Source organism: Pseudorhodoferax sp. Leaf274 (assembly GCF_001422445.1).
Taxonomy (GTDB): Bacteria; Pseudomonadota; Gammaproteobacteria; order Burkholderiales; family Burkholderiaceae_C; genus Pseudorhodoferax.
The window spans coordinates 434,628-459,184 of sequence record NZ_LMNA01000030.1 but is presented as its reverse complement, the minus strand read 5'-3'; the positions used below and the strand labels follow the sequence as shown (position 1 = coordinate 459,184).

The following is a 24,557-nucleotide window of genomic DNA, read 5'->3' as shown; positions in this document are numbered from 1 at the left end:
ACCGGTTCAAACCGGCTTGTGCCCCCGCAGCCGCGGGTCGTAGAGCCACCTACGCACCTTGCGCGCCGTGATCCCTTGCGCAAGCGCATGCGCAGGGTTGATCAACACGTTGTATTCCTCGGGCACGACCACCGACGGCACCACGAGCAGTGGCGAGCCGGCGCCGAGGAGCCAGTCGTCCCCCAGGTCGAGCGAGACCTTTCCCTCCGGCAGTGCGTCCCAACCGACCGGGAGGGCGTCGACGCCGAAGGTGTCACGTGCGCTCCACGCCTGGGTCGGAATGTCGATCCGGACCAGGTAGCGGTTGAGCGGCAGCCCGCGCTGCTGCAGGTGCACGACTGTCTCCAGGCAGGCGAGCGCGATGCTGGTGGACGTGTAGAGGACCGGCCGGCCCTTGCGATTCCAACGGCCTCCGGTGATCTCGGCGCCCTTGCCGCTCAAGTCGTCAGCCAGGTACTCGGGCGCATCGACGGCGATGCGCCAAAGCGTCATGGCTGGTGTCAAGCGTAGGCCCCGCTTTGCATGCGGGCCAGCGCATTCGACACCATTGCCTGCCCTTCGGAAGTGTCCATCAGCTCCGAGGGACGCGCACCGCCCAGCGAAGGCAGTGGCTCTTCCATCCATTGGGCGAGCCACTGCGCGGCGTCGAACCCTTCCGGATCGCCAGACTCTTCCACCATCGCCTGCACCTGACCGACCAGACGGGCCATGCCCAGGGCGCGTTCGCTGTCGTCGCTGGACAGCGGCAATGCCTGCCGCACCTTGCGGCTGACCGTAGCGGGCGCGATGCCCAGCGTCGGCAGCAAACGCTCCTTGGGCATCTTCATGCGGCGCGCGAGCTGGTCGAGGTAGTCGGCGGGCAGGCCGGCCTTGATCATGCGCACGCGTGCCAATGGCTCCGCGCGGAACACGTCGATGAACGAATAGATGTCCGTATCCTGGCGTGGCACTGCAGCAGCGTGTGGCGGCAGACGTGTCTTGCCAGACGGCTTGGCGCGGGGAACGCTGTGCTTGCGGGTGGCGCGGGGCTGCATCTTTGCGGTCATTGCTTTCCTCTCGTTTGAGCGAACATCTTAGTGCAAATGATCAACAACCACTGGCGCCGGTACGCAAGCTCAATCCAGCTTGGCCCCCACCGCCTTGGCCAGCGCCCCCCAGCGCGCCGACTCGGCCGCGATGAACGGCCCGAACTCCTCGGGCTTGCTGCCCACCACCTCCACGCCCTGCTGGTCGAACTGCTTTTGCAGCTCCGGCGAGTGCAGCGCCGCGCCCACGCTGGTGTAGAGCCGGGCCACGATGTCGGCGGGAGTGCGCGCAGGCGCCAGCATGCCGTACCAGTTGTAGGCCTCGGCCTTGGGCAGGCCCAGCTCGGCCACGGTGGGCACGTCCTTCAGGACCGGGATGCGCCTGTTGTTCGTGACGGCCAGCGCGCGCAGCTTGCCGGACTGGATGAAGGGCAGCGCCACCGGGATGTCGACCATCATCATGTCGACCTGGCCGCCCAGGATGTCGGTGATGGCCGGGGCCGCGCCGCGGTAGGGGATGTGGTTGATGGTCAGCCCGGCCTCGCGCCGCAGCAGCTCGGCCTGCAGGTGCGGCGTGGTGCCGCTGCCGGCCGAGGCGTAGTTGATCTTGCTGGCGGGGCCGGTGGCGGCGGCCTTCAGCTCGGCGAAGGTCTTGTAGGGCGACGCACTGGAGACCACCAGCACCGCCGGCACCTTGAGCGCCTGGGTCACGGCCATCAGATCCTTCTGCGGGTCGTAGGGCATGCTGGCCACGATGTGCGGCACGATGGCCAGCGCGCCGGCGGACGAGAACAGCAGCGTGTAGCCGTCGGCCGGCGCCTTGGCCACCGCGTCGGCGCCCAGCAGGCCGCCGGCGCCGCCCTTGTTGTCGATCAGCACGTTCTGGCCCAGCGCGGTGCCGACCTTGGCGCCCAGCGCGCGCGCCGTCTGGTCGACCGGGCCGCCGGCCGGGAACGGCACGACCAGGCGGATGGGCTTGGCGGGCCAGGCCTGGGCCAGGGCCGAGAACGCCGCCATGCCCAGCGCGAGGGCGGCGGCGGATTTCAAGAGTCGGTGCATGTCGATGTCTCCACGGGATTGAACGTGCTGGCACTGTAGGAAGCGGCCCGCCGCCTGCCACCGGGGCCGCGCGCATACCTGCTATGCAGGCCCCGCCGCACCAGGGGCCAGCTATGCGCCACGGCGCATCACAGCCTTGCCGGCTGGCGGGTAGCCCCGGGCGGGGGCAGCTTCCAGAATCGGTCCATCCCCAAGGAGACCATTGCCATGACCACCGCCCAAGGCCCGCTCTCGCACGTCAAGGTGCTCGACCTCAGCCGCATCCTCGCCGCCCCCTGGGCCAGCCAGATCCTGGCCGACCTGGGCGCGCAGGTCATCAAGGTCGAGCGCCCCGGCGCTGGCGACGACACGCGCACCTGGGGCCCCCCGTTCCTGAAGGATGCCGAAGGCCGCGACACCAGGGAGGCCGGCTACTACCTGGCCGTGAACCGCGGCAAGCGCTCGATCACCGTCAGCCTGGACACGCCCGAGGGCCAGCAGATCGTGAAGGACCTGGCGCTGCAGGCCGACATCGTGCTGGAGAACTACAAGGCCGGCACGCTGGCGCGCTACGGCCTGGACGAAGCCTCGCTGCGCAGGATCAACCCGCGCCTCATCTACTGCTCGGTCACCGGTTTCGGCCAGACCGGCCCGCGGCGCGACCAGCCGGCCTACGACTTCCTGATCCAGGCCATGGGCGGCCTCATGAGCGTGACCGGCGAGCGCGACGACCGGCCCGGCGGCGGCCCGCAGAAGGTGGGCATCCCCATCGTCGACCTCATGACCGGCATGTACACCGCCGTTGCCGTGCTGGCCGCGCTGGCGCGCCGCGACCAGACCGGCGTGGGCGACAGCATCGACATCGCCATGCTCGACGTGCAGGTGGCCACGCTGGCCAACCAGGCCATGAACTACCTGGTGTCCGGCAAGCTGCCCCGGCGCAACGGCAACGCCCACCCCAACATCCAGCCGCAGGACGTGTACGCCTGCTGCGACGGCGACGTGATCCTGGTGGTGGGCAACGACGGCCAGTTCGCCAAGCTGTGCGAGGTGCTGGGCCGCGCCGCCTGGAGCAAGGACGAGCGCTTTGCCACCAACGCCCAGCGCGTGCGCAACATCGGCGAACTCTCGGCCCTGCTGCGCGCGCAGTTCGCCGGGTGGACGCGCGAGCAGCTGATCGCCGCGCTCGACAAGGCCGGCGTGCCCTGCGGTGCCATCAACAACGTGGCCGAGGTGTTCGAGGAACCGCAGGTGCAGGCCCGCGGCATGCTGCGCCACGTGCCCCACCCCTGCGGCGTGGACGTTCCCCAGGTGGCCAGCCCGATGCGCTTTGCGCAGGCGCCCCTGCAGACGCAGGCCGCGCCGCCGCTGCTGGGCCAGCACAGCGAGGCCATCCTGGCCGAACTGGGCTACAGCGCCGAACGCATCGCCGGCCTGCGCACGGCGGGAGCGATCTGATGGCCGGACGGATGCAACTGCACTGGTCGCCCAAGTCGCCCTATGTGCGCAAGGTGATGGTCTGCGCGCACGAGCTGGGCCTGGTGCCTCAGCTGGAGCTGGTGCGCTCGGTGGCGGCCATGCTCAAGCCCAATGCGGCGCTGATGCAGGACAACCCGCTGTCCAAGATCCCCACGCTGGTCTGTGCCGACGGCACGCGGCTGTTCGACTCGGCCGTGATCTGCGAGTACCTGGACGCGCTGGCCGACGGGCCGCTGTTCCCGCGGGAAGGCGCGGCACGCTGGCAGGCGCTGCGCTGGCATGCGTTCGGCGATGGCCTGCTGGACCTGGCCATCCTGTGGCGCAACGAGCGCGAGCGCGCGCAACCGCTGCAGGCGCTGACCGATGCGTTCGAGCTGAAGGCCCGCGCTTGCCTGGCGCAGCTGGACGCCGAGGCCGGCGCGCTGCAGGCGGCCCCGTTCTCCATCGGCACGCTGACGGTCGGCTGCGCGCTGGGCTACCTGGACTACCGCTTCGACGGCTTCGGCTGGCGCCAGCAGGCGCCGCGGCTGGCGCCGTGGTTCGCGCAGCTCGGCGCCCGGCCGTCGTTCCAGGCCACGGTGGCCGTCGAAGGTTGAGGCTCTCGATGCCCAACACGGCCAGATGCCAGCTCGGCCTCCAGGCGCGCCTGCCAGCCGCGCTCGGCCACCTGATCTGGATGCGCGGTTCTGCGCCAGGCAATCGCGCAGACAGAGATTGATCAGGCTCTGGTGGGGAACCCTGCCTCGTCGGCCATGCCCTTGAAGTCATCCACGACGTGCTCGGACAGCATCATGGTGACGGGCCTCTTCAGCTTCGCGTTCGAGCGCATGCCAAGCATGATGGATCGGTCTTCCTGCAGCGCGTGCATCCCGTCGAAGAACTGCACGGCGAACCCATCGAGGACACGCTCTTGGCCGCCTCGAAAGACGCTTTGTGCTTGCGGATATTCGCTGCGGCGTCGTAGGCGTGCTCCTCGCCTCAACCGTACAAACACCCAGGATTCGCCTGCAGCACCCGCTGCACCACCGCCCCATCGCCCGCCCAGTCCCTGAACATCGCCAGCAACTGCGCCGCGTCCGGCGCCGGCGCCACGCGCAGGTGCGGCCAGTCGCTGCCCCAGACCAGGCGCTCGGGATTGGCCTGGACCAGCTTCTGCTGGAAGGCGCGCCCCGCCGTGGCATCGGGCGCATGGAACAGGTTGCGGTAGGCGCACAGCTTGACCCAGGTATTGCCGGTCGCCAGCAGCCCGAGCAACGCGCCGAAGCCTGGATCGTCCACCCCCGCAGCCACGTCGAATCCGCCCATGTGGTCGATGACGACGGGCACGGGAAGCGCGGCGATCTGCCCTGCGATGGCCGGCAGCGCGCGCGTGTCGGTCCACAGCTCGGCGTGCAGGCCGGCGTCGGCCAGCGCAGGGGCCAGCGCCAGCAGGTCGTCGAACGAGGCGCTGCCGGCGAAGTTGTTGCCGGGGCCGCTGCGGTGGCTGAAGCGCGCGCCGCGCACGCCGCGCGCATGCAGGCCGGCCAGCGGCAAGGCATCGCCCGGCTGCACCACCACCACGCCGCGCCAGGCCGGCCGGGCGGCCAGTGCGTCGAGCAGCAGGCCATGGTCCTTGCCATAGGCGCTGGCATGCACCAGCACGCCATGGGCCAGGCCCAGGCGTTGCAGCAAGGCGTCGTACTGCGCTTCGACGGCCTCGGGCGGCGTGTAGCTGCGCTCGGCGGCCAGCGGGTAGCGGGCGTAGGGGCCGAACAGGTGGGCGTGGCAGTCCCAGCCGGCGGGGGTCACGCGATGGCTCCGTGCTGCGGCAGCGGGAAGGCCGGCGCCACGCCCTCGGGCAGCGGAATCTCGTGGCAGTTCAACGTCATGGCCACCAGCGTGTAGTAGCCGATCAAGGCGGTGAGCTCGACCACGCCACGCTCGCCGAAGCAGGCCAGCGCGCGCGCGTAGGTGGCGTCGGAGACCGAGCGGTGCCGGTTCAGCTCGACGGCGTAGGCGTGCACGGCAGCGTCGTCTTCCGACAGTCCGGGCGGCTCGGCCTGCGCGAGCAAGGCCTCGATGACGGCCGGCGCGATGCCGGCCTTCTCGGCCTCGCTGCGGTGGGCATACCACTCGAACGGCGACTGGCAGGCGCGGCCGGTGACGAGGATGGCGATCTCGGACTGGCGCGGCGAGAGCAGCGTGCCGTAGCGCAGCAGCGCGCCGAAGGCCTGCCACCTGTCGGCCAGCTCGGGGTTGTGCAGCGCGGCGCGCAGCGGGCCCTGGATGCGGCCGCGCGGGCCGGACACGATGCGGTCGTGCACGGCGCTCTGGGCGGCGTCCATGGTGTCGGTGGGGAACAGCGTGATGCGGGGCATGCGGGATCGTCTCCTGGCGGCAATCGGTGGTGGGCAGCTTAGGCGCTGCGGCCGGGGCCGCGTGTGCTGGCGCGGCAAGGCTGCTATGCGCCGGCGGGCAACGCCGTCAGCCGGCCGCGGCAGAGCGCCACATGCCGCGGCGCGCGTTGTCCTCGACGATGGCGACGATCTCGGCAGCCACCGCGGCCACGGCCCGGCCGGGGCCCTTGGTCCGCGCCAGCGCCATCGACACGGTGCGCTGCAGGCCCGGTGAGGCGATGCGCGCCGCCTGCAGCCTGCCCTCCTGCACCTCGGACCACACGGCGTGCAGCGGCAGCACGGTGTAGAGCCGGGCCTCGGCGACGGTGGAGCGCATCAGCGGCAGCGAGTCGGCCTCGATGACGGGCGCCAGCACGATGCGTTCGGCGCGGGCCATGGCGTCGAGCGCGGTGCGCAGGCCGTTCGGCACGCCGGGCAGGATGAAGGGCAGCCCGTGCAGGGCGGAGAACGGCAGCTCGGCCGCGGCCGTCAGCCGGTCGCCGGGCGCGCCGATCAGGTAGCTGTCGACGGTGGCCAGGGCCTGCTCGTGCTCGGGCGGGGCGCTGCCGTAGCGGTACAGGATGGCGATGTCCACGCGGGCGTCGGCCAGCCATTCCTCGACCTGCCCGCTGGAGCCTTCCAGCACCTTGAGCTGCACGGCCGGATGGCGCTCGCGCAGCTGCTTGAACAGGCGCCCGACCATGGGATTGGTGATGGAGGGCAGCGAACCGATGGTGACGCGGCCGGCGGGCTCGCGCGCCTCGCCGCGGATCTCCGCCTCCAGCTGCTCGGCATCCGACAGCAAGGCCTTGACCAGCGGGAAGATGCGCTCGCCGACATCGGACAGGGCCACGCCGCGGCCCGTGCGGTTGAACAGCCGCGCCTTGCATTCGCGCTCGAGCGCGTTCAGGTGGCGGCTCAGCAGCGACTGGTTGCTGTCCAGGAACAGGGCCGCCCGGGTCAGGCTGCCCAGTTCGGCGATCGCCAGGAAGGCGCGCCACTTCTGCAGGTCGGAGGTCAGATCGAGCTGGATCTGCGTGGCCTTGTGGGACTGCATCGACAAACACCTGTTCCGTGCAACTGAAACGCGGCATTGTGCGGGTGCGCTGCGCGAACGCCGGCCGGGGTTACCCCGGCCCGCGGAAGGGGCCGCCAAGGCGCGGCGCGGCCGGGCCTTCAGCGTGGCAGGCGGTCGGCCCAGTCGGCCATGGCGTCGGCGGTGGCCCCGGGCTGTTCCGCCGGCAGGGCATGGCTCGCGCCTTCGACGACGCGCACCGTGACGCGGTCGGGGAACTCGTCCTTCAGTTCGTTGCGCGAAGAGGCTGGGCGGAACGGGTCGGCGGCGGCCTGCAGGTCGAGCATCGGCGCCCTGCCCGCGGCCCACCAGTCGGCTTGCCGGGTGCGCTGGCGCGCGGCGCGCTGGCTGCGCGTGACGTCCTGGTACCAGCCGTCCAGCCAGGGCCGCGGGTCGTTGCCCTCGGCGAAGAAGCCCAGCCGCAGGCCGGCGAGCCGCTGCGCCTCGGTGGACGCAGGGTCGTTGATCGTGGTGATGGCGTCGCTCAGCGCCTGGGGCCAGGTCCTGGCGCCGGCGGCCAGCAGCACCACGCCGCGCGTCAGGGCAGGAAAGTCGGTGGCGATCACGCGTGCGATCCAGTTGCCGTAGGCATGGCCCGCCACCACCGTGGGCGTGCCGCCCTCCTGCTCGATGACGGCGGCGAAGTCCCGCGCGAAATCGTGGAAGCTGACGGCCTCCATCGGGCCCACGCTGCCGCCGATGCCGCGCGGCTCGGGGCGCAGCACACGGTAGCCGCGTGCCACCAGCCGGGCCGCGAGCGCACCGAACTCCTCGGTGCCGCGCCCGGTGGACGCGATGACCATGAACAGCGGTCCGCTGCCTTCGGCGTGGTAGGCGATGGTGGCATCGGCGGTCTTGACGGTCTTGCGTTGCGGACCCTGGGCCGCAGCCACCATCGGCAGCAGGCAGGCCACGGCCAGCAGGCCCGCCGCCAGCCGGCGGCGGGCCCGGTCGGGCACCGAGGGGGAAAGGCGTGCGGGGCTGCAGCGCGCGCTGGCGGGGCAGGCGCGGCCGGATGGGCAGGGGACGGCGTGCATGGTGTCTCCGGGATCGACGGCGGGGTTCGAAGGCGTGTTCAACGCAATTGAGCAGCCGCGACCGCAACCGAAGGCGGCCGCCTGGCTGGCGCGGGTCCGCCCAGTTTGGCCATGGCGCCCGCCCGGCGAAAGGCCGCGCCGCGCAACACAGCTATGCGCCGGATGCGAACACGCAGGTGGCGCACGCGCCCGTGCGGTGCCTCACAGGTTCAGCTGCGCCCAGGTCTTGTCCAGCCGCTTGGTGCTCACCGGCTGCGGGGTGCGCAGCTCCTGCGCGAAGAAGCTCACGCGCAGTTCTTCCAGCAGCCAGCGCAGCTCCTGCATGCGGCCATCGACCTGGCCCTTGCGTTCGGCCACGAGGCGCCAGTAGCGCTGCTCCTGGGGCTTGAGTTCCGAAAGGCGCGTGGCATCGCGTGCGGGGTCGGCGCGCAGTTTGTCGAGCCGCAGCACGACGGCCTTGAGGTAGCGCGGGAAGTGCTGCAGCTGCGGCCAGGGCGTCACGGCCAGGAAGTCCTTGGGCACCAGGCGCTGCAGCTGCTGCTGCACGTCGGCGGCCACGTCGGCGTTCGGGCGGGCGTCCTTCAGCTTGCGCAGCGCGGCGGCGTACTCGACGAGGATGGCGCCGGCCAGCCGCGCCACCTCGCCCGCGATCAGGTTGAGCCGGCCGCGGCCTTCGTCGATGCGGCGCTTGAAGGCCTGCGCGTCGGTGGGCAGCGGCTCCTGCAGGAAGGCCCGGTCCAGCGCCACGTCGATGATCTGGCCGCGCAGCATTTCCTGCGTGCCGAGCGGCATGTAGGCCACTGCCATCTTCTGCAGGTCCGGGATGTTCTTCTCCAGGTACTTCAGGGCGTCGCGGATCTGCAGCGCGAACAACCGGCGCAGGCCGGCGCGGTGCCTGGTGGCGGCGACATCGGGTTCGTCGAAGACCTCGATGCGCACGGCGTCGCTGTCGTCCACCAGGGCCGGGAAGCCGATCACGCTCTGGCCGCCCTTGCGGATCTCCAGCAACTCGGGCAGTTCGCCGAAGTCCCACTGGGTGTGGCGCTGGTTGGCGGGCAACTGCGGCGTGGCGGGGGCCGGCGGCGCAGCCTTCACGGCCTTCGCTTCGGCCTGCGCGGCAGCCGGCGCGGGCGCTGGTGTTGCCGTCTTCAATGCCGCCAGGGCCTGGAAGGCGCCGCGCGCCTGCGTCCCCAGTTCGGCCTTCAGCGCCCCCAGGTTGCGGCCCATGCCGCGCTGGCGGCCATGCTCGTCCACCACCTGCAGGTTCATGAACAGGTGCGGGCTCAGCATGTCGAGCTTGAAATCGGCCTTCTTGACGTCGATGCCGGTCTGGTCGCGCACGGCCTTGAGCAGCACGTCGACCAGCCCGCCCTGCCCGAACGGCAGTTCGGCGGCCAGCCGCGCGGCCGATTCGGGCAGCGGCACGAAGCGCGAGCGCGGGCGCTGCGGCAGGCTCTTGAGCAGCGCCTGGATCTTGTCCTTGAGCATGCCGGGCACGAGCCACTCGCAGCGCTCCTCGGCCACCTGGTTCAGCACGAAGAGGGGCACGGTCACGGTGACACCGTCGCGCGGGTTGCCGGGCTCGTGCAGGTAGCTGGCCGCGCAGTCCACGCCGCCCAGGCGCACGGTGCGCGGGAAGGTCTCGGTCGTGATGCCGGCGGCCTCGTGGCGCATGAGTTCTTCACGCGTGAGCTGCAGGAGCTTGGGATTGGTGCGCGAGGCATCGCGCCACCAGGCCTCGAACAGCCGGCCGCTGTGCACCTCGGGGGGCAGCTGGGCGTCGTAGAAGGCGTAGATCAGTTCCTCGTCGACCAGCACGTCCTGCCGGCGCGACTTGTGTTCCAGCGCCTCGACCTGCGCGATGGTGCGCGCGTTGGCGGCGGCGAACGGCAGCTTGGTCTCCCACTCGCCGGCCACCAGGCCCTGGCGGATGAAGATCTCGCGCGCGCCGGCCGCGTCCACGCGGCTGTAGGGCATGCGCCGGTTGTTGTAGACCACGAGGCCATAGAGCGTGGCGCGCTCCAGCGCCACGACCTCGGCGTCCTTCTTCTCCCAGTGCGGGTCGAGCAGCTGCTTCTTGAGCAGGTGCGCGCCGACCTCTTCCAGCCACTGCGGCTCGATGTTGGCGATGCCGCGGCCGAACAACCGCGTGGTCTCCACGAGTTCGGCCACGGCGATCCAGCGGCCCGGCTTCTTCTTGAGGTGGGCGCCCGGATGGCGGTGGAACTTGATGCCGCGCGCGCCGAGGTAGAGGTCTTCGTCCTCGGGCTTGAAGCCGATGTTGCCGAGCAGGCCCGCGAGCATGGCCTTGTGCAGCTGCTCGTAGCTGGCGGGCTGGTCGTTGAGCTTCCAGCGGTGTTCGGTCACGACGGTCAGCAGCTGGCTGTGGATGTCGCGCCACTCGCGCACGCGGCGGATGCTGATGAAGTTCTGGCGCAGCAGCTGTTCGTGCTGCCGGTTCGTCAGCTTGTGGGTGGCTGCGCCGTCGGGGCCGGCATGGCCGCCGCGGGCCTGGGCCAACCAGTCCCACAGCCGCAGGTAGCCGCTGAACTCGCTTTTCTCGTCGTCGAACTTGGCGTGCTGCTGGTCGGCCTGGGCCTGCGCGTCCATGGGCCGGTCGCGCACGTCCTGCACCGACAGGGCCGAGGCGATGATGAGCACCTCGCTCAAGGCCTGGCGCTCGCGGCCGGCCAGGATGATGCGGCCTACGCGCGGGTCCAGCGGCAACCGGGCCAGCTCGGCGCCGACGGCGGTCAGCACGTTGTTGTCGTCCACCGCGCCGAGTTCGTTGAGCAGCTGGTAGCCGTCGGTGATGGCCCGCCTGGACGGTGCCTCGACGAAGGGGAAGTCCTCCACCTCGCCCAGGTGCAGCGACTTCATGCGCAGGATCACGCCGGCCAGCGAGCTGCGCAGGATCTCGGGGTCGGTGAAGCGCGGGCGGCCGTTGAAGTCGTCCTCGCCGTAGAGCCGGATGCAGATGCCGTCGGCCACGCGGCCGCAGCGGCCGGCGCGCTGGTTGGCCGCGGCCTGGCTGATGGGCTCGACCAGCAACTGCTCGACCTTGCTGCGCAGGCTGTAGCGCTTGACACGCGCGGTGCCGGCATCGATCACGTAGCGGATGCCGGGCACGGTCAGCGAGGTCTCGGCCACGTTGGTGGCCAGCACGATGCGGCGCTTGCCGCGCAGCACGAAGATCTCGTCCTGCTCGGCCTGGGACAGGCGCGCGAACAGCGGCAGCACCTGGGCGTCGCGCAGCAGGGGCTGGTGCTGCAGGTGGCCGCGCAGGTGGTCGGCGGCCTCGCGGATCTCGCGTTCGCCAGGCAGGAAGACCAGGATGTCGCCGCCCTGGCGCGGGTCGCGCCACAGCTCATCCACACCGTCGGCGATGGCCTCGTTCAGGCCGTAGTCGCGCGACTCCTCGTACGGGCGCCAGCGCTGCTCCACCGGGAACATGCGCCCGGAGACCATGATCACCGGCGCCGGGCCCTGGGCACTTCTGAAATGCTGGGCGAAGCGGTCTGCGTCGATGGTGGCCGAGGTCACGATGACCTTGAGGTCGGGCCGGCGCGGCAGGATCTGGCGCAGGTAGCCCAGCAGGAAGTCGATGTTGAGGCTGCGTTCGTGCGCCTCGTCGATGATCAGCGTGTCGTACGCCTTCAGCAGCGGGTCGGTCTGCGTCTCGGCCAGCAGGATGCCGTCGGTCATGAGCTTGACCGAGGCGCCGCGCGAGAGCCGGTCCTGGAAGCGCACCTTGAAACCCACCACCTCGCCCAGCGGCGTCTTCAGTTCCTCGGCGATGCGCTTGGCCACCGAACTGGCGGCGATCCGGCGCGGCTGGGTGTGGCCGATCAGCCGGCCCTGCCCGGCCGGCGCGTTGGCCTTGCCGCGCCCCATCGCCAGCGCGATCTTGGGCAGCTGCGTGGTCTTGCCCGAGCCGGTCTCGCCGCAGACGATCACGACCTGGTGCGCCGCGATGGCGGCCTGGATCTCGTCGCGGCGTCCGGAGACGGGCAGCGACTCGGGAAAGTTCAGCGTGAAGGCTGGCGCCGGGGGCGCCGCGGAGGCTTCGGGCATAAGGAGAGGGCGCGCGTCCCGCGCAGGGACTTCGTAGAGAATCCGGGATTATCCCAGTGCACGCCCTGCACTGCCCCGCCCCAAGCGCAGACCCGCCGCCCATGTCCGCTGTTTTCAATTTCACCTTCGTCCCCTGGTTCCGCTCGGTCGCGCCGTACATCCACACGCACCGCGGCAAGACCTTCGTGGTCGGCATCGCCGGCGAGGCCATCGCCGCCGGCAAGCTGCAGTCCATCGCGCAGGACCTGGCGCTGATCCAGGCCATGGGCGTGCGCATCGTGCTGGTGCACGGCTTTCGGCCGCAGGTGGACGAGCAGCTGCGCGCCAAGGGGCACCAGGCGCGCTTCTCGCACGGCATCCGCATCACCGACGGCGTGGCACTGGACTGCGCGCAGGAAGCGGCCGGCCAGCTGCGCTACGAGATCGAGGCGGCCTTCAGCCAGGGCCTGCCCAACACGCCGATGGCCGGCGCCACGGTGCGCGTGATCTCGGGCAACTTCATCACCGCGCGGCCGGTGGGCATCGTCGACGGCGTGGACTTCCAGCATTCGGGCTCGGTGCGCAAGGTCGACGTGGCGGGCCTGCTGCGCACGCTGGACATGGGCGCGCTGGTGCTGCTGTCGCCGTTCGGCTTCTCGCCCACGGGCGAGGCCTTCAACCTGACCATGGAAGAAGTGGCGACCAGCGTGGCCACCGGGCTGCAGGCCGACAAGCTGATCTTCCTGACCGAGGTGCCGGGCATCCGCATGCAGCCGGGCGAACCGGCGTCCGACGACAACCCCATCGACACCGAGCTGCCGCTGGCCGCGGCCGAGCAGCTGCTGGCCACGCTGCCCACCCCGCTGCAGCCCACCGACACGGGCTTTTACCTGCAGCACTGCGTGAAGGCCTGCAAGGCCGGCGTGGAGCGCAGCCACATCCTGCCGTTCGCGCTGGACGGCGCGCTGCTGCTGGAGATCTACGTGCACGATGGCATCGGCACCATGGTCATCGACGAGAAGCTGGAAAGCGTGCGCGAGGCCTCCAGCGACGACGTGGGCGGCATCCTGCAGCTGATCGAACCCTTCGAGAAGGACGGCACGCTGGTCAAGCGCAGCCGCACCGAGATCGAGCGCGACGCCCACCTCTACACGGTGATCGAGCACGACGGCGTGATCTTCGCGTGCGCGGCGCTGTACCCCTACCCCGAAGCCAAGACCGCAGAAATGGCGGCGCTCACGGTGTCGCCGCAGAGCCAGGGCCAGGGCGACGGCGAGAAGGTGTTGAAGCGCATCGAGTACCGCGCGCGCCAGGCCGGGCTCAACAGCATCTTTGTGCTGACCACGCGCACCATGCATTGGTTCATCAAGCGGGGCTTCCAGCCGGTCGACCCCGAGTGGCTGCCGGAGGCCCGCAAGCGCAAGTACAACTGGGACCGGCGCAGCCAGGTGCTGGTGAAGAAGCTGGGCTGATCAGGCCACCGTGTCCGGCGCCGGCGTGGCGGCGGGCCGCACGTCCATCTGGTCGGCGTCCAGGAAGCGTTCGGCATAGCGCCGGTACACGCCCTGGTGCATGAACACGTCGAACAGGTCGGGATCGATGTGGCCGTTCTTCTTGAAGCGCACCATGATCTCCAGCGCCTTGGACACCTTCATGCCGGGCTTGTAGGGGCGGTCCGCCGCGGTCAGCGCCTCGAAGATGTCGGCGATGCCCAGCATGCGCGCCTGCACCGACATCTCGTGCCGCATCAGGCCCTTGGGATAGCCGCGCCCGTCCATGCGCTCGTGGTGGCCGCCGGCGAACTCGGGCACGTTGCGCAGGTGCTTGGGCCAGGGCACCTGCTCCAGCATGCGGTTGGTGGCGACGATGTGGTAGTTGATGATGTCGCGCTCCTTCGCGGTCAGCGTGCCGCGGCGGATCGACAGGTTCTCCAGCTCGTCTGCGGTCAGGAACGGCAGCTCCAGGCCGTCGGGGCCGGACCAGCGGCGCCGTTCGGACAGGGATTGCAGGCGCGCGGCCGTGCCCTCGTCGAAGTACTCGGTGCCGCGGTTGAGCTTGCGGATGAAGTCGCGCTCCTCGTCCAGCGCAGCCTGCTCGGTGGTGCAGGCCGCTGCGGCCTGCGCCTCCGCGACGGGATCGACGCAGGGCCGCAGTGCCAGCTGGCGCTTGAGCGCGGCGATCTCCGCATCGCGCCGCAGCACCTCGAAGCGGGTGTCGAGCAGGACGACGCGGTCGAACAGGGTCTGTAGCTTGGTCGCCTTGTCCACGACATGCACCGGCGTGGAGATCTTGCCGCAGTCGTGCAGCAGGCCGGCGATCTTGAGCTCGTAGCGGTCGCGCTCGCTCATCTTGAAGCTGGCGAGCGGGCCGTCCTCGGTGGCGTCCACCGCGTCGGCCAGCATCATGGTCAGCTCGGGCACGCGGTTGCAGTGGCCGCCCGTGTAGGGCGACTTGTCGTCGATCGCCATGTTGATCAGGTGGATGAACGACTCGAACAGCTCCTCCAGCTGGATGACCAGTTGCCGGTTCGACAGCGCGATGGCGGCCTGCGAGGCCAGCGACTCCACCAGCCGCTGGTCGGCCTCGGAGAAGGTGACGACGCGGCCCAGGTCCGGCTCCTGCGCATTGATGAGCTGCAGCACGCCGATGACTTCGCCATCGTGGTTCTTCATCGGCACGGTGAGGAAGGACTGCGAGCGGTAGCCCGTGCGCTTGTCGAAGGCGCGCGTGCCCGAGAAGTCGAAGCCCTCTTCCGCGTAGGCGTCGGCGATGTTGACGGTGCGGTCGTGGATGGCGGCGTAGGTCGCCACCATGCTGTCGTTGAAGCTGCCGTCGGGATTGACCAGCTGCAGCGCGGGGAACTCGATGGCGCGGCCCGTGGTGCCGCCCAGGAACAGTTCCAGGGAGTTGGTGCGCATGATCTCGAACCGCAGCGCTCCGCCGTCCTCGGTCATGCGGTACAAGGTGCCGCCGTCGGCATGGGTGATGTTCTTGGCCGCGATGAGGATGCCTTCCAGCAAGGCATCGGTGTCGCGCTCCTTGGACAAGGCGGTACCGATTGCATTGAGCTGGTCCAGCCGGGCCAGCAGATCCCCCACGAGGTCCATCGCCATTGGTTTGAGTCCTTGTCCTCGGCTACGCGCTCGACGCATGCGCGATCGGGCGGCCGGAAAATGAAGCGTCACTGGCTTGCAGCGCCAGTTCGGTGACGTGATATGCCATTATTTGTGCAGAACGAACCTACAACGCAGCAGGCGCCCCGCCGTGGCGCGGCTGCCTCAACACAATTGAGCATCAACTTGCGCATCATCGATTGCAGGCGGGCCCCGTGCGGCTGACGGGCGTGCCATTCGTCCAGCCCGGACTTCCGCCGGGCGTGGCTGGCCGGCCCCTGCCATGACACCGCGCCGCCCCACACTGCCCTGGCTGGCACCCGGCGAGCCCCTGCCGCCGGTGGTCCAGGCCTGGGGTCCGCAGGACCCTGCCCCCGGCCTCCTCGCGGCGGGCGGCAGCCTGGACGTGGACAGCCTGCGCGCCGCCTACGGCACCGGCGTCTACCCCTGGTTCAGCGAGGGCCAGCCCATCCTGTGGTGGAGCCCGGACCCGCGCATGGTGCTGCAGACCGGCGCCTTCCGGCTGCACCGCTCCCTGCGCAAGACGCTGCAGCGCTTCGTCGCGACGCCGGGCTGCGAGGTGCGCTTCGACAGCGCGTTCGGCGCGGTCGTGCGCGCCTGCGCCGGCAGCCCGCGCGAAGGCCAGGCGGGCACCTGGATCGTGCCGGAAATGGTGCGCGCCTACGAAGACCTGCACGCCGCGGGCAGCGCGCACAGCGTGGAGACCTGGGTCGACGGGCAGCTGGCCGGCGGCCTGTACTGCGTGGGCCTGGGCCGGGCCGTGTTCGGCGAATCCATGTTCGCGCGCGCCACCGATGCCTCGAAGATCGCGCTGGCCGCCCTCGTGGCCTGGTGCCGCCAGCACGGCGTCGTGCAGATCGACTGCCAGCAGAACACGCGCCATCTGGCCTCGCTGGGCGCGGCCGAAATGGCGCGCGCGGACTTCGTGTCTCGACTGCGGCAGGACGCCCTGGCGCCAGAGCCGCCCTGGTTATTCGACCCCGTATACTGGTCCGCACTGTTCACTCCAGTGTCCCGTACGGCGTGACCCACCTGAACGATCTCCCCCTGCAGACGCTGCAGTTCTACGCGACGGCGCCGTATCCGTGCAGCTATCTGGCGGAACGGCAGGCCAGGTCGCAGGTGGCGACGCCGGGGCACCTGATCCAGAGCGACACCTACTCGGAGCTCGTGCAGAAGGGTTTCCGGCGCAGCGGCATGTTCACCTACCGGCCGCACTGCGACGGCTGCCAGGCCTGCCTGCCATTGCGCGTGCTGGCCGGCGGCTTCAGGCCCGACCGCAGCCAGCGCCGGGCGCTGGCACGTCATGCGAACCTGCAGGTGCGCGTGCTCAAGCTGTGCTTCGTGCCGGAGCACTACCAGCTCTACCTGCGCTACCAGAACGGGCGCCATGCAGGTGGCGGCATGGACCACGACAGCATCGACCAGTACACCCAGTTCCTGCTGCAAAGCCGCGTCAATTCGCGGCTCGTCGAGTTCCACGAGCCCGCGGCCGATGGGCAGCCGGCCCGCCTCAAGATGGTGTCCATCCTGGACATCCTGAACGACGGCCTGTCGGCCGTCTACACCTTCTACGAACCCGAAGCCCATGCCAGCTACGGCACCTACAGCGTGCTGTGGCAGATCGAGCAGGCGCGCAGCCTCGGCCTCCCGCATGTCTACCTGGGCTACTGGATCGGCCAAAGCGACAAGATGAACTACAAAGCCCGCTTCCATCCCCACCAACTCCTGATCGATGGCCATTGGCAGGACGGCCCTGCCCAGCCATGAAGAAGAACGAACAGCAGGCCGGCGGCACCCCCACGGTCCAGGTCATCGAGCGCATGTTCGCGCTGATCGATGTGCTGGCCGCGCGCGAAGAGGCGATGTCGCTCAAGGAGATCAGCGAGAAGACCGGGTTGCATCCCTCGACCACGCACCGCATCCTGAACGACCTGGCCACGGGCCGTTTCGTCGACAGGCCGGAGCCGGGCACCTACCGGCTCGGCATGCGCCTGCTGGAGCTGGGCAACATCGTCAAGGGGCGGCTCAGCGTGCGCGATGCGGCACTGGCACCGATGCGCGAACTGCACCGGCTGATCCAGCAACCCGTGAACCTGAGCCTGCGCCAGGGCGACGAAATCGTCTACATCGAGCGCGCGCTGTCCGAGCGTTCGGGCATGCAGGTGGTCCGCGCCATCGGTGGCCGTGCCCCGTTGCACCTGACCTCCGTCGGCAAGCTGTTCCTGGCGGCCGACGATGCCCAGCGCGTGCGCGCCTACGCCACGCGCACGGGCCTGGCGGGCCACACGCGCAACAGCCTCACGCAGTTGCCCCTGCTCGAACGCGAACTGGCCAAGGCCCGCACGACCGGCGTGGCGCGCGACAACGAGGAACTGGAGCTGGGTGTGCGCTGCATGGCCGCAGGGATCTACGACGACCAGTCCCGGCTCGTCGCTGGCCTATCGATCTCGTCACCAGCAGACCGGCTGGACGAATCATGGCTGCCCAAGCTGCAGCAGACGGCCAACGAGATCTCGGCGGCGCTCGGCTACCACGCGGGCAACAACAGCGCCTGAACAGGCGCCGGAGCCCGCGGCGGGCTCAGCGGTGCGCGGAAACGGGCACCAGCACCGCAGCGCCGTGGCCGCCCGCGGTGATGGCGGCAGCGGTGCTGGCCTCCACCCACTTGCGCACCCGCTCGGCATCGCCCAGGCGGCTGAGCTTGCCGGCCGAATCCAGGAACACCATGATCAGCTTGCGGCCGGCGATGCTGGCCTGCATGACCAGGCACTGGCCAGCCTCGTTGATGAAACCGGTCTTCTGCAGGCCGATGTCCCAGTCAGGGTTCTTGATCAGGCGGTTGGTCGTGTTGTATTGCAGCGTGCGGCGGCCGATGTCGACGGCGTAGCTCGGCGAGGTCGACAGCTCGCGGATCAGCGGTTCGCGGTAGGCGGCACCGACCAGGAGGGCCAGGTCGTGCGCGCTCGACTGGTTGTTGGGCGACAGACCGGTCGGCTCGACGTAGCGCGTGTCCTTCATGCCCAACTGCACGGCCTTGGCGTTCATGCGGCTCACGAAGGTCGCCATGCCGCCCGGGAAGGTGCGGCCCAGGGCGTGGGCGGCGCGGTTCTCGCTGGACATCAGGGCCAGGTGCAGCAGTTCGCCGCGGCTCAGGCTGGAACCCACGACCAGGCGCGAGCGGCTCCACTTCTCGGTGTCCACGTCGTCCTGCGTGATCGTGAGCATCTCGTCCATGGGCAGTTGTGCCTCGTTGACGATCACGCCCGTCATGAGCTTGGTCAGCGAGGCGATGGGCAACACGGCGTTCTCATTCTTGCGCAGCAGGACTTCGTCAGTCTCCTGGTCGATGACCAGCGCCACGCTGGACTTCAGGTCGAGCGGGTCGTCCGCGCCATGCAGCCCGGCCATCTGGCCGAACGAGGGGCGCACGGGAATGATGGCGGCACGCGGCGTCTCGATGCGCGGGCGGCCCTGCACGCTGACCTTCACACGGCGCTTGGGCGCGGCGGCCACGGTCTTGCGCTCGACCACCTGCCGCTTCTCGGCCACCACCTTTTTCTTGCGCGGTGCGGCGTCGGCCTGCGGCATCGCCAGCATCAACAGGCAAGAGAACACGACAAGCATTTGCGCGAGCCGAGGCACGCCGGAAAAACGAGAAGAAGTCATGCGCCCACCTACTGAAACCGCCAGGAATGCGGGAGTGTATCCACTCCGAAAAGCTCACACAACATCAAAGACTTGCGCGGTCAACTTAATGTGATGGGCGGTCGCCCTGTGGCCACGCGGCAACAAAAAAGCCGACCCTTTCGGATCGGCTTTCTGTGGCTTGCCGGCCTCAACCGGCCGTGGCTTCCTCGGCCTCGGGCTTGGCCCGGCCTTCCTTCTTGGGCAGCGGCTGGATGTCCAGCTGCACCTCGCCGGTCTCCACGCCCTTCTCGTCCTTGGACAGGGCGATGTCGACCACCAGGCGGCCACCGTCGGTCAGGCGTCCGAACAGCAGTTCGTCGGCCAGCGCACGCCGGATCATGTCCTGGATCAGGCGCTGCATCGGCCGCGCACCCATGAGCGGATCGAAGCCCTTGCGCGCCAGGTACTTGCGCAGGCCGTCGGTGAAGGTGACTTCCACCTTCTTCTCGGCCAGCTGCGTTTCCAGCTGCAGCAGGAACTTGTCGACCACGCGCAGGATGATCGTCTCGTCCAGCGCCTTGAAGCTGACCGTCGCGTCCAGCCGGTTGCGGAACTCGGGCGTGAACAGGCGCTTGATGTCCGCCATCTCGTCGCCGGCCTCGCGCGGGTTCGTGAAGCCAATGGTCGCCTTGTTCATGGTCTCGGCGCCCGCGTTCGTCGTCATGATGATGATGACGTTGCGGAAGTCGGCCTTGCGTCCGTTGTTGTCCGTCAGGCTGCCATGGTCCATGACCTGCAGCAGCACGTTGAAGATGTCCGGGTGCGCCTTCTCGATCTCGTCGAGCAGCAGCACCGCATGCGGCTTCTTCGTGACGGCTTCGGTCAGCAGGCCACCCTGGTCGAAACCGACGTAGCCCGGAGGCGCGCCGATCAGGCGGCTCACGGCATGGCGCTCCATGTACTCCGACATGTCGAAGCGGATCAGCTCGATGCCCATGATGTAGGCCAGCTGCTTGGCGGCCTCGGTCTTGCCGACGCCCGTGGGGCCGCTGAACAGGAAACTGCCGATCGGCTTGTCGCCCTTGCCCAGGCCCGAGCGCGCCATCTTGACCGAGGACGCCAGCACCTCGAGTGCCTTGTCCTGGCCGAACACCACGCTCTTGAGGTCGCGCTCCAGCGTCTGCAGCTTGCCGCGGTCGTCGTTGGACACGTTCGCGGGCGGGATGCGCGCGATCTTGGCCACGATTTCCTCGACCTCGGTCTTGCCGATGGTCTTCTTGCGCTTGGACGCCGTCAGGATGCGCTGGGCCGCGCCGGCCTCGTCGATCACGTCGATGGCCTTGTCGGGCAGGTGCCGGTCGTTGATGTACTTGGCCGACAGCTCGGCCGCTGCCTGCAGCGCCGCAGCCGCGTACTTGACGTTGTGGTGCTCCTCGAAGCGCGACTTCAGGCCCTTGAGGATTTCCACCGTCTGCTCGACCGTGGGCTCGACCACGTCGACCTTCTGGAAGCGCCGGGACAGCGCAGCATCCTTCTCGAAGATGCCGCGGTACTCGGTGAAGGTGGTCGCGCCGATGCACTTGAGCTGGCCGCTGGACAGCGCCGGCTTGAGCAGGTTGGACGCATCCAGCGTGCCGCCCGACGCCGCACCGGCGCCGATCAGCGTGTGGATCTCGTCGATGAACAGCACGGCGTTGGGCCGGTCCTTGAGCGACTTGAGGACGCCCTTGAGGCGCTGCTCGAAATCGCCGCGGTACTTGGTGCCGGCCAGCAGCGCACCCATGTCGAGCGAGTAGACCTGGGCCTCGGCCAGGATCTCGGGCACGTCCTTCTGGGTGATGCGCCAGGCCAGGCCCTCGGCGATGGCGGTCTTGCCGACACCGGCCTCGCCCACCAGCAGCGGATTGTTCTTGCGGCGACGGCACAGGATCTGGATCACGCGCTCGACCTCGTACTCGCGGCCGATCAGCGGATCGATCTTGCCCTCCTTGGCCATCTGGTTCAGGTTCTGCGTGAACTGCTCCAGCGGCGAGGCCTTCTCGTTCTTCTCGGCCGCACCCTCCTCGCTCTCGGGCTGGGCGTCGCTCGATTTGGTCGGCTCGGGCGGATCGCTCTTCTTGATGCCGTGGGCGATGAAGTTCACCACGTCCAGGCGCGTCACGCCCTGCTGGTGCAGGTAATAGACGGCGTGCGAATCCTTCTCGCCGAAGATCGCCACCAGCACGTTGGCGCCGGTGACTTCCTTCTTGCCGCTGCCGGTGGACTGCACATGCATGATGGCGCGCTGGATCACGCGCTGGAAACCCAGCGTCGGCTGGGTGTCCACATCGTCGGTGCCCGCCACCTGCGGCGTGTTGTCCTTGATGAAATTCGTCAGCGACTTGCGCAGGTCGTCGATGTTGGCCGAGCAGGCTCGCAGTACCTCGGCGGCACTGGGGTTGTCCAGCAGGGCAAGCAGCAGGTGTTCGACCGTGATGAACTCGTGGCGTTGCTGGCGCGCTTCCACGAAGGCCATGTGCAAACTGACTTCCAATTCCTGGGCGATCATGAAGATTCCTTTGACACCATGCTGATAACGTGCGCTCTACTTGGGTGTGGGGCCGGGCTTTTCAACCCGTCATCCCACAGGCTCGCTGACGCATTGGAGCGGGTGACCCGCCTGACGAGCCGCCTCCAGGACCTGGTCGACCTTGGTGGCCGCCACGTCTTTCGAATACACGCCGCAGACTGCTTTCCCATCCAGGTGGATCTTGAGCATGATCTGCGTCGCCGTCTCCTTGTCCTTGCTGAAGAATTCCTGGATGACGACGACCACGAACTCCATCGGGGTGTAGTCGTCGTTGAGCATCAACACCTGGTACATCTGCGGCGGCTTGGTCTTCTGTGTGCGCCGTTCGAGCACGACCGATCCGCCGTCGTCCGGCGCCGCAGGCTTCGGCCCCGGCTGCGCAGGTTTGGAGGGAATTTTGGTGGCCATGCGGACCATTCTATCGGTCGCAAAACGGCCACGCTGGCCCGGGAATTCACGACCCGGCGGGCGGGCGTGAAGGACGGTCAGACGGTCTCGGGCGCCTGGACGGCGACGACGACGGTCTGGCGCTGGCCGTCGCGTTCACGGGTGCGCAGCCACCAGACCGCACCCTTGCGGATGGGCATCTCCGCGATCTGGGCCTGCAGCAACTGGGCCACGGCCTGCCCCAGGGTCGGCTGGTGGCCGACGACCACCACCACGCCCTTGCCGCCCGGCCACTGCACGGCGTCCAGCAGGGCCTGTGCGGAGGCCTCGGGCGCGATCTCGGGCCGCACCTTGTACTTGCGCCCGAGCGCGTCGGCGGTCTGCAGCGCCCGTTGCGCCGGGCTGCAGATGACGCGGGCGCCATCGGGCAACTGGCGATCCAGCCAGTTCGCGACGCGGCTGGCCTGCTTGTGGCCGCGCGGCGTCAGCTCGCGCGCCAGGTCTGTTCCATCGGCGCTTTCGTCGTGCGCTTCTGCATGGCGCCAGAAGATCAGGTCCATCACAGTCCCCTCGAATAGGCAAAACGTTGCGCCAGGGCCAGTTGCGCGCTGTGGCGCAGCCCATCGGGACCGATGCAGTCCTCGGCGCGCGTGTAGCGTCCGTCCGGCCCCAGCGCCCAGGCGTCGCAACCGTCGTGCAGGTACGGCACCAGGCATTCGTCGATGACGCGCTGGCGCAGCTTCGGATCGGTCACCGGCCAGGCCAGCTCGATGCGCCGCAGCATGTTGCGGCTCATCCAGTCGGCGCTGGACAGGAACAGCTGCTCTTCCTCGCCCTGGCGGAAATAGAACACGCGCGTGTGCTCCAGGAAGCGGCCGACGACCGAGCGCACGCGGATGTTGTCGGACACGCCCGGCAGCTGCGCCGGCAGGATGCAGGCGCCGCGCACGATGAGGTCGATGCGCACCCCCTGCTGGCCGGCCTTGAGCAGGGCCCGCACCAGTTGCTCGTCGGTCAGCGCATTGGTCTTGACGATGATGCGCGCCGGCTGCCCGGCCGCGGCCGCCTCGCCCGCGGCCGCCACGCGCTCCAGCATGGCCTTTTGCAGGTGGAACGGCGCCACCAGCAGGCGTGCCATGTGCGCCAGCCGGCTCTGGCCGGCGATGTGCACGAAGACCTGCTCCATGTCCGACGTGAGCTTGTCGTCCGCCGTGAAGTAGCTGAGGTCGGTATACAGCCGCGCCGTGCGCGGGTTGTAGTTGCCGGTGGACAGGTGGCCGTAGCGGCGCAGCTTGCGCCCCTCGCGCCGCGTGATCAGCAGCATCTTGGCGTGCGTCTTCAGGCCCACCACGCCGTACACCACCTGCGCACCGATGCCTTCCAGCATCTCGGCCCAGTTGATGTTGGCCTCCTCGTCGAAGCGGGCCTTGAGCTCCACCACCACCATGACCTCCTTGCCGCGGCGCACCGCCTCGCGCAACAGGCCCATGAGCTCGGGGTCGCTGCCGGTGCGGTAGATGGTCTGGCGGATGGCCAGCACGGCGGGGTCGTGCACGGCCTCGCGCAGCAGCGCCAGCACCGAGTCGAAGCTTTCGAAGGGCTGGTGCACCAGCACATCCCCCTCGCGCAGGCGCTCGAACAGCGAGCCATCGACCGGAAAGCCCAGCGGCCAGACCGGCTTGTGCTCCGGGAACATCAGCCGCGGCGTGTCGACCAAGTCGACGAGCTGGGTCAGCCGCGCCAGGTTCACGGGGCCGTGCACACGGTACAGCGCCAGTTCCGGCAGCTTGAACTGCTGCAGCAGGAAGTCGGCCAGGTGCACGTCGCAGCTGGCCGACACCTCCAGCCGCACGGCCTGGCCGTAGTGGCGGTATTCCAGGCCCTGGCGCAGCGCGGTGCGCAGGTTGTTGACCTCTTCCTCGTCCACCGCGAGATCGGAATGGCGCGTCACGCGGAACTGCGAGAACTGCCCGACCTGGCGGCCCGGGAACAGCTCGGACAGATGGGCACGGATCACGCTGGACAGCAGCACGGCCAGCGTGCGCCCGCCCGACAGCTTGTCAGGCACGCGGATCACCCGCGGCAGCACGCGCGGGACCTTGACGATGGCGATGTCGTTCTCGCGGCCGAAGGCGTCGCGGCCGGTCAGCTGCACGATGAAGTTCAGCGACTTGTTGGCCACGAGCGGGAACGGATGCGCCGGGTCCAGCCCGGTGGGCACCAGCAGCGGACGCACCTCGCGCTCGAAGTACTGGTGGACCCAGGCGCGCTGGGCCGAGTCGCGCTCGGAGTGCGACAGGATCTGGATCTGCTCGCGCGCCAGCGCCGGTGCCAGCACGTCGTTGAACAAAGCGTACTGGCGCGCCACGAGGTCGTGCGCCGCTTCGGACAGCGCGCGGTACGACTCGGGCGTGTACACGCTACCGGCCGTGCGCACGCTGTGTGCCTCCAGGTGCGCTGCGGCGCGCACTTCGAAGAATTCGTCCAGGTTGGACGACACGATGCACAGGTAGCGCAGCCGCTCCAGCAAGGGCACGTCGTCGCGGCGGGCCCAGTCGAACACGCGTTCGTTGAACGCCAGGATGCTGTGGTCGCGGTCGAGCAAGGACAGCGGCGCTGCGGCAGCTTCAGGCTTGCTCGAATCGGGGGAAAGTGGCATGGAGCTCAGCACTCAGAAAGGGCAGCGAATGTAGCCGGAGTGTCCCGTCGGTTCATGACGTTTTCGTGTCAGTCACACGCGCGTCATGCGGCCGCC

At 69.2% G+C, this 24,557-nt stretch carries 21 protein-coding genes; 6 read left to right on the top strand and 15 right to left on the bottom strand.

The window, feature by feature from the left end:
* Window positions 1-6: 6 nt before the first annotated feature.
* The 3 genes from ASF44_RS28825 to ASF44_RS28815 form a co-directional block, all read right to left on the bottom strand.
* Window positions 7-492 (bottom strand): RES family NAD+ phosphorylase, encoded by a 486-nt coding sequence (locus ASF44_RS28825; RefSeq protein WP_156374755.1) that lies wholly within the window; start codon window positions 490-492, stop codon window positions 7-9.
* Between the two features lie 8 nt (window positions 493-500).
* Window positions 501-1,046, bottom strand: a complete 546-nt coding sequence (locus tag ASF44_RS31385) for an antitoxin Xre-like helix-turn-helix domain-containing protein (protein WP_235579384.1) — start codon at window positions 1,044-1,046, stop codon at window positions 501-503.
* Between the two features lie 69 nt (window positions 1,047-1,115).
* Complete coding sequence (locus ASF44_RS28815) at window positions 1,116-2,084, bottom strand: tripartite tricarboxylate transporter substrate binding protein (RefSeq protein WP_082525120.1); 969 nt, start codon at window positions 2,082-2,084, stop codon at window positions 1,116-1,118.
* A 207-nt stretch (window positions 2,085-2,291) separates the two neighbouring features.
* On the opposite strand from ASF44_RS28815, the gene ASF44_RS28810 reads away from it, so the two are divergent.
* The gene (locus tag ASF44_RS28810; protein WP_056902691.1) at window positions 2,292-3,521 is read left to right on the top strand and encodes a CaiB/BaiF CoA-transferase family protein; all 1,230 of its coding nucleotides are present in this window, start codon (window positions 2,292-2,294) and stop codon (window positions 3,519-3,521) included.
* On the top strand, window positions 3,521-4,138 hold the full coding sequence (locus tag ASF44_RS28805) for a glutathione S-transferase family protein (protein WP_082525119.1): 618 nt from the start codon (window positions 3,521-3,523) through the stop codon (window positions 4,136-4,138). Before ASF44_RS28810 ends, ASF44_RS28805 begins: the two co-directional genes overlap by 1 nt.
* Before the next feature lie 122 nt (window positions 4,139-4,260).
* Here ASF44_RS28805 and ASF44_RS32255 read toward each other — a convergent pair whose 3' ends face one another.
* The 6 genes from ASF44_RS32255 to hrpA form a co-directional block, all read right to left on the bottom strand.
* Window positions 4,261-4,428 carry a hypothetical protein gene (locus tag ASF44_RS32255; protein ID WP_156374754.1) on the bottom strand — a complete coding sequence of 56 codons (168 nt, stop codon included), beginning with the start codon at window positions 4,426-4,428 and terminating at the stop codon, window positions 4,261-4,263.
* A gap of 92 nt (window positions 4,429-4,520) precedes the next feature.
* Window positions 4,521-5,330 carry an amidohydrolase family protein gene (locus ASF44_RS28800; protein ID WP_056902689.1) on the bottom strand — a complete coding sequence of 270 codons (810 nt, stop codon included), beginning with the start codon at window positions 5,328-5,330 and terminating at the stop codon, window positions 4,521-4,523.
* Window positions 5,327-5,899, bottom strand: coding sequence for a carboxymuconolactone decarboxylase family protein (locus ASF44_RS28795; RefSeq protein WP_056902688.1), 573 nt, complete (start codon window positions 5,897-5,899; stop codon window positions 5,327-5,329). The genes ASF44_RS28800 and ASF44_RS28795 overlap by 4 nt, the downstream gene beginning before the upstream one ends.
* A 106-nt stretch (window positions 5,900-6,005) precedes the next feature.
* Window positions 6,006-6,974: a LysR family transcriptional regulator gene (locus ASF44_RS28790; RefSeq protein WP_056902687.1), complete on the bottom strand. Its 969-nt coding sequence runs from the start codon at window positions 6,972-6,974 to the stop codon at window positions 6,006-6,008.
* Between the two features lie 119 nt (window positions 6,975-7,093).
* Window positions 7,094-8,029 (bottom strand): alpha/beta fold hydrolase, encoded by a 936-nt coding sequence (locus ASF44_RS28785; RefSeq protein WP_082525157.1) that lies wholly within the window; start codon window positions 8,027-8,029, stop codon window positions 7,094-7,096.
* Between the two features lie 201 nt (window positions 8,030-8,230).
* Window positions 8,231-12,103: an ATP-dependent RNA helicase HrpA gene (gene hrpA, locus ASF44_RS28780; RefSeq protein ID WP_056902686.1), complete on the bottom strand. Its 3,873-nt coding sequence runs from the start codon at window positions 12,101-12,103 to the stop codon at window positions 8,231-8,233.
* A gap of 101 nt (window positions 12,104-12,204) precedes the next feature.
* On the opposite strand from hrpA, the gene argA reads away from it, so the two are divergent.
* On the top strand, window positions 12,205-13,554 hold the full coding sequence (gene argA / locus ASF44_RS28775; protein WP_056902685.1) for an amino-acid N-acetyltransferase: 1,350 nt from the start codon (window positions 12,205-12,207) through the stop codon (window positions 13,552-13,554).
* On the opposite strand, the gene ASF44_RS28770 is transcribed toward argA, so the two are convergent.
* Window positions 13,555-15,195, bottom strand: a complete 1,641-nt coding sequence (locus tag ASF44_RS28770; RefSeq protein ID WP_082525118.1) for an HD family phosphohydrolase — start codon at window positions 15,193-15,195, stop codon at window positions 13,555-13,557.
* Between the two features lie 283 nt (window positions 15,196-15,478).
* On the opposite strand from ASF44_RS28770, the gene aat reads away from it, so the two are divergent.
* Genes aat through ASF44_RS28755 form a run of 3 tightly spaced genes read left to right on the top strand, consistent with a single transcriptional unit; the run spans window position 15,479 to window position 17,774 of the window.
* The gene (gene aat, locus ASF44_RS28765) at window positions 15,479-16,243 is read left to right on the top strand and encodes a leucyl/phenylalanyl-tRNA--protein transferase (RefSeq protein WP_056902684.1); all 765 of its coding nucleotides are present in this window, start codon (window positions 15,479-15,481) and stop codon (window positions 16,241-16,243) included.
* Window positions 16,240-16,986 carry an arginyltransferase gene (locus ASF44_RS28760; RefSeq protein WP_056902683.1) on the top strand — a complete coding sequence of 249 codons (747 nt, stop codon included), beginning with the start codon at window positions 16,240-16,242 and terminating at the stop codon, window positions 16,984-16,986. Before aat ends, ASF44_RS28760 begins: the two co-directional genes overlap by 4 nt.
* Window positions 16,983-17,774 carry an IclR family transcriptional regulator gene (locus tag ASF44_RS28755; RefSeq protein WP_056902682.1) on the top strand — a complete coding sequence of 264 codons (792 nt, stop codon included), beginning with the start codon at window positions 16,983-16,985 and terminating at the stop codon, window positions 17,772-17,774. The genes ASF44_RS28760 and ASF44_RS28755 overlap by 4 nt, the downstream gene beginning before the upstream one ends.
* Before the next feature lie 25 nt (window positions 17,775-17,799).
* On the opposite strand, the gene ASF44_RS28750 is transcribed toward ASF44_RS28755, so the two are convergent.
* The 5 genes from ASF44_RS28750 to ppk1 all read right to left on the bottom strand — a co-directional run bounded on the left by ASF44_RS28750 (window position 17,800) and on the right by ppk1 (window position 24,461).
* Window positions 17,800-18,843: a serine hydrolase gene (locus ASF44_RS28750; RefSeq protein WP_235579383.1), complete on the bottom strand. Its 1,044-nt coding sequence runs from the start codon at window positions 18,841-18,843 to the stop codon at window positions 17,800-17,802.
* 211 nt (window positions 18,844-19,054) lie between these two features.
* Window positions 19,055-21,394: an ATP-dependent Clp protease ATP-binding subunit ClpA gene (gene clpA, locus ASF44_RS28745; RefSeq protein WP_056902680.1), complete on the bottom strand. Its 2,340-nt coding sequence runs from the start codon at window positions 21,392-21,394 to the stop codon at window positions 19,055-19,057.
* 69 nt (window positions 21,395-21,463) lie between these two features.
* Window positions 21,464-21,823 carry an ATP-dependent Clp protease adapter ClpS gene (gene clpS / locus ASF44_RS28740; protein ID WP_156374753.1) on the bottom strand — a complete coding sequence of 120 codons (360 nt, stop codon included), beginning with the start codon at window positions 21,821-21,823 and terminating at the stop codon, window positions 21,464-21,466.
* A 77-nt stretch (window positions 21,824-21,900) separates the two neighbouring features.
* The gene (locus tag ASF44_RS28735; protein WP_056902678.1) at window positions 21,901-22,362 is read right to left on the bottom strand and encodes a histidine phosphatase family protein; all 462 of its coding nucleotides are present in this window, start codon (window positions 22,360-22,362) and stop codon (window positions 21,901-21,903) included.
* Window positions 22,362-24,461 (bottom strand): polyphosphate kinase 1, encoded by a 2,100-nt coding sequence (ppk1, locus tag ASF44_RS28730; RefSeq protein ID WP_056902677.1) that lies wholly within the window; start codon window positions 24,459-24,461, stop codon window positions 22,362-22,364. Before ppk1 ends, ASF44_RS28735 begins: the two co-directional genes overlap by 1 nt.
* Window positions 24,462-24,557 lie beyond the last annotated feature (96 nt).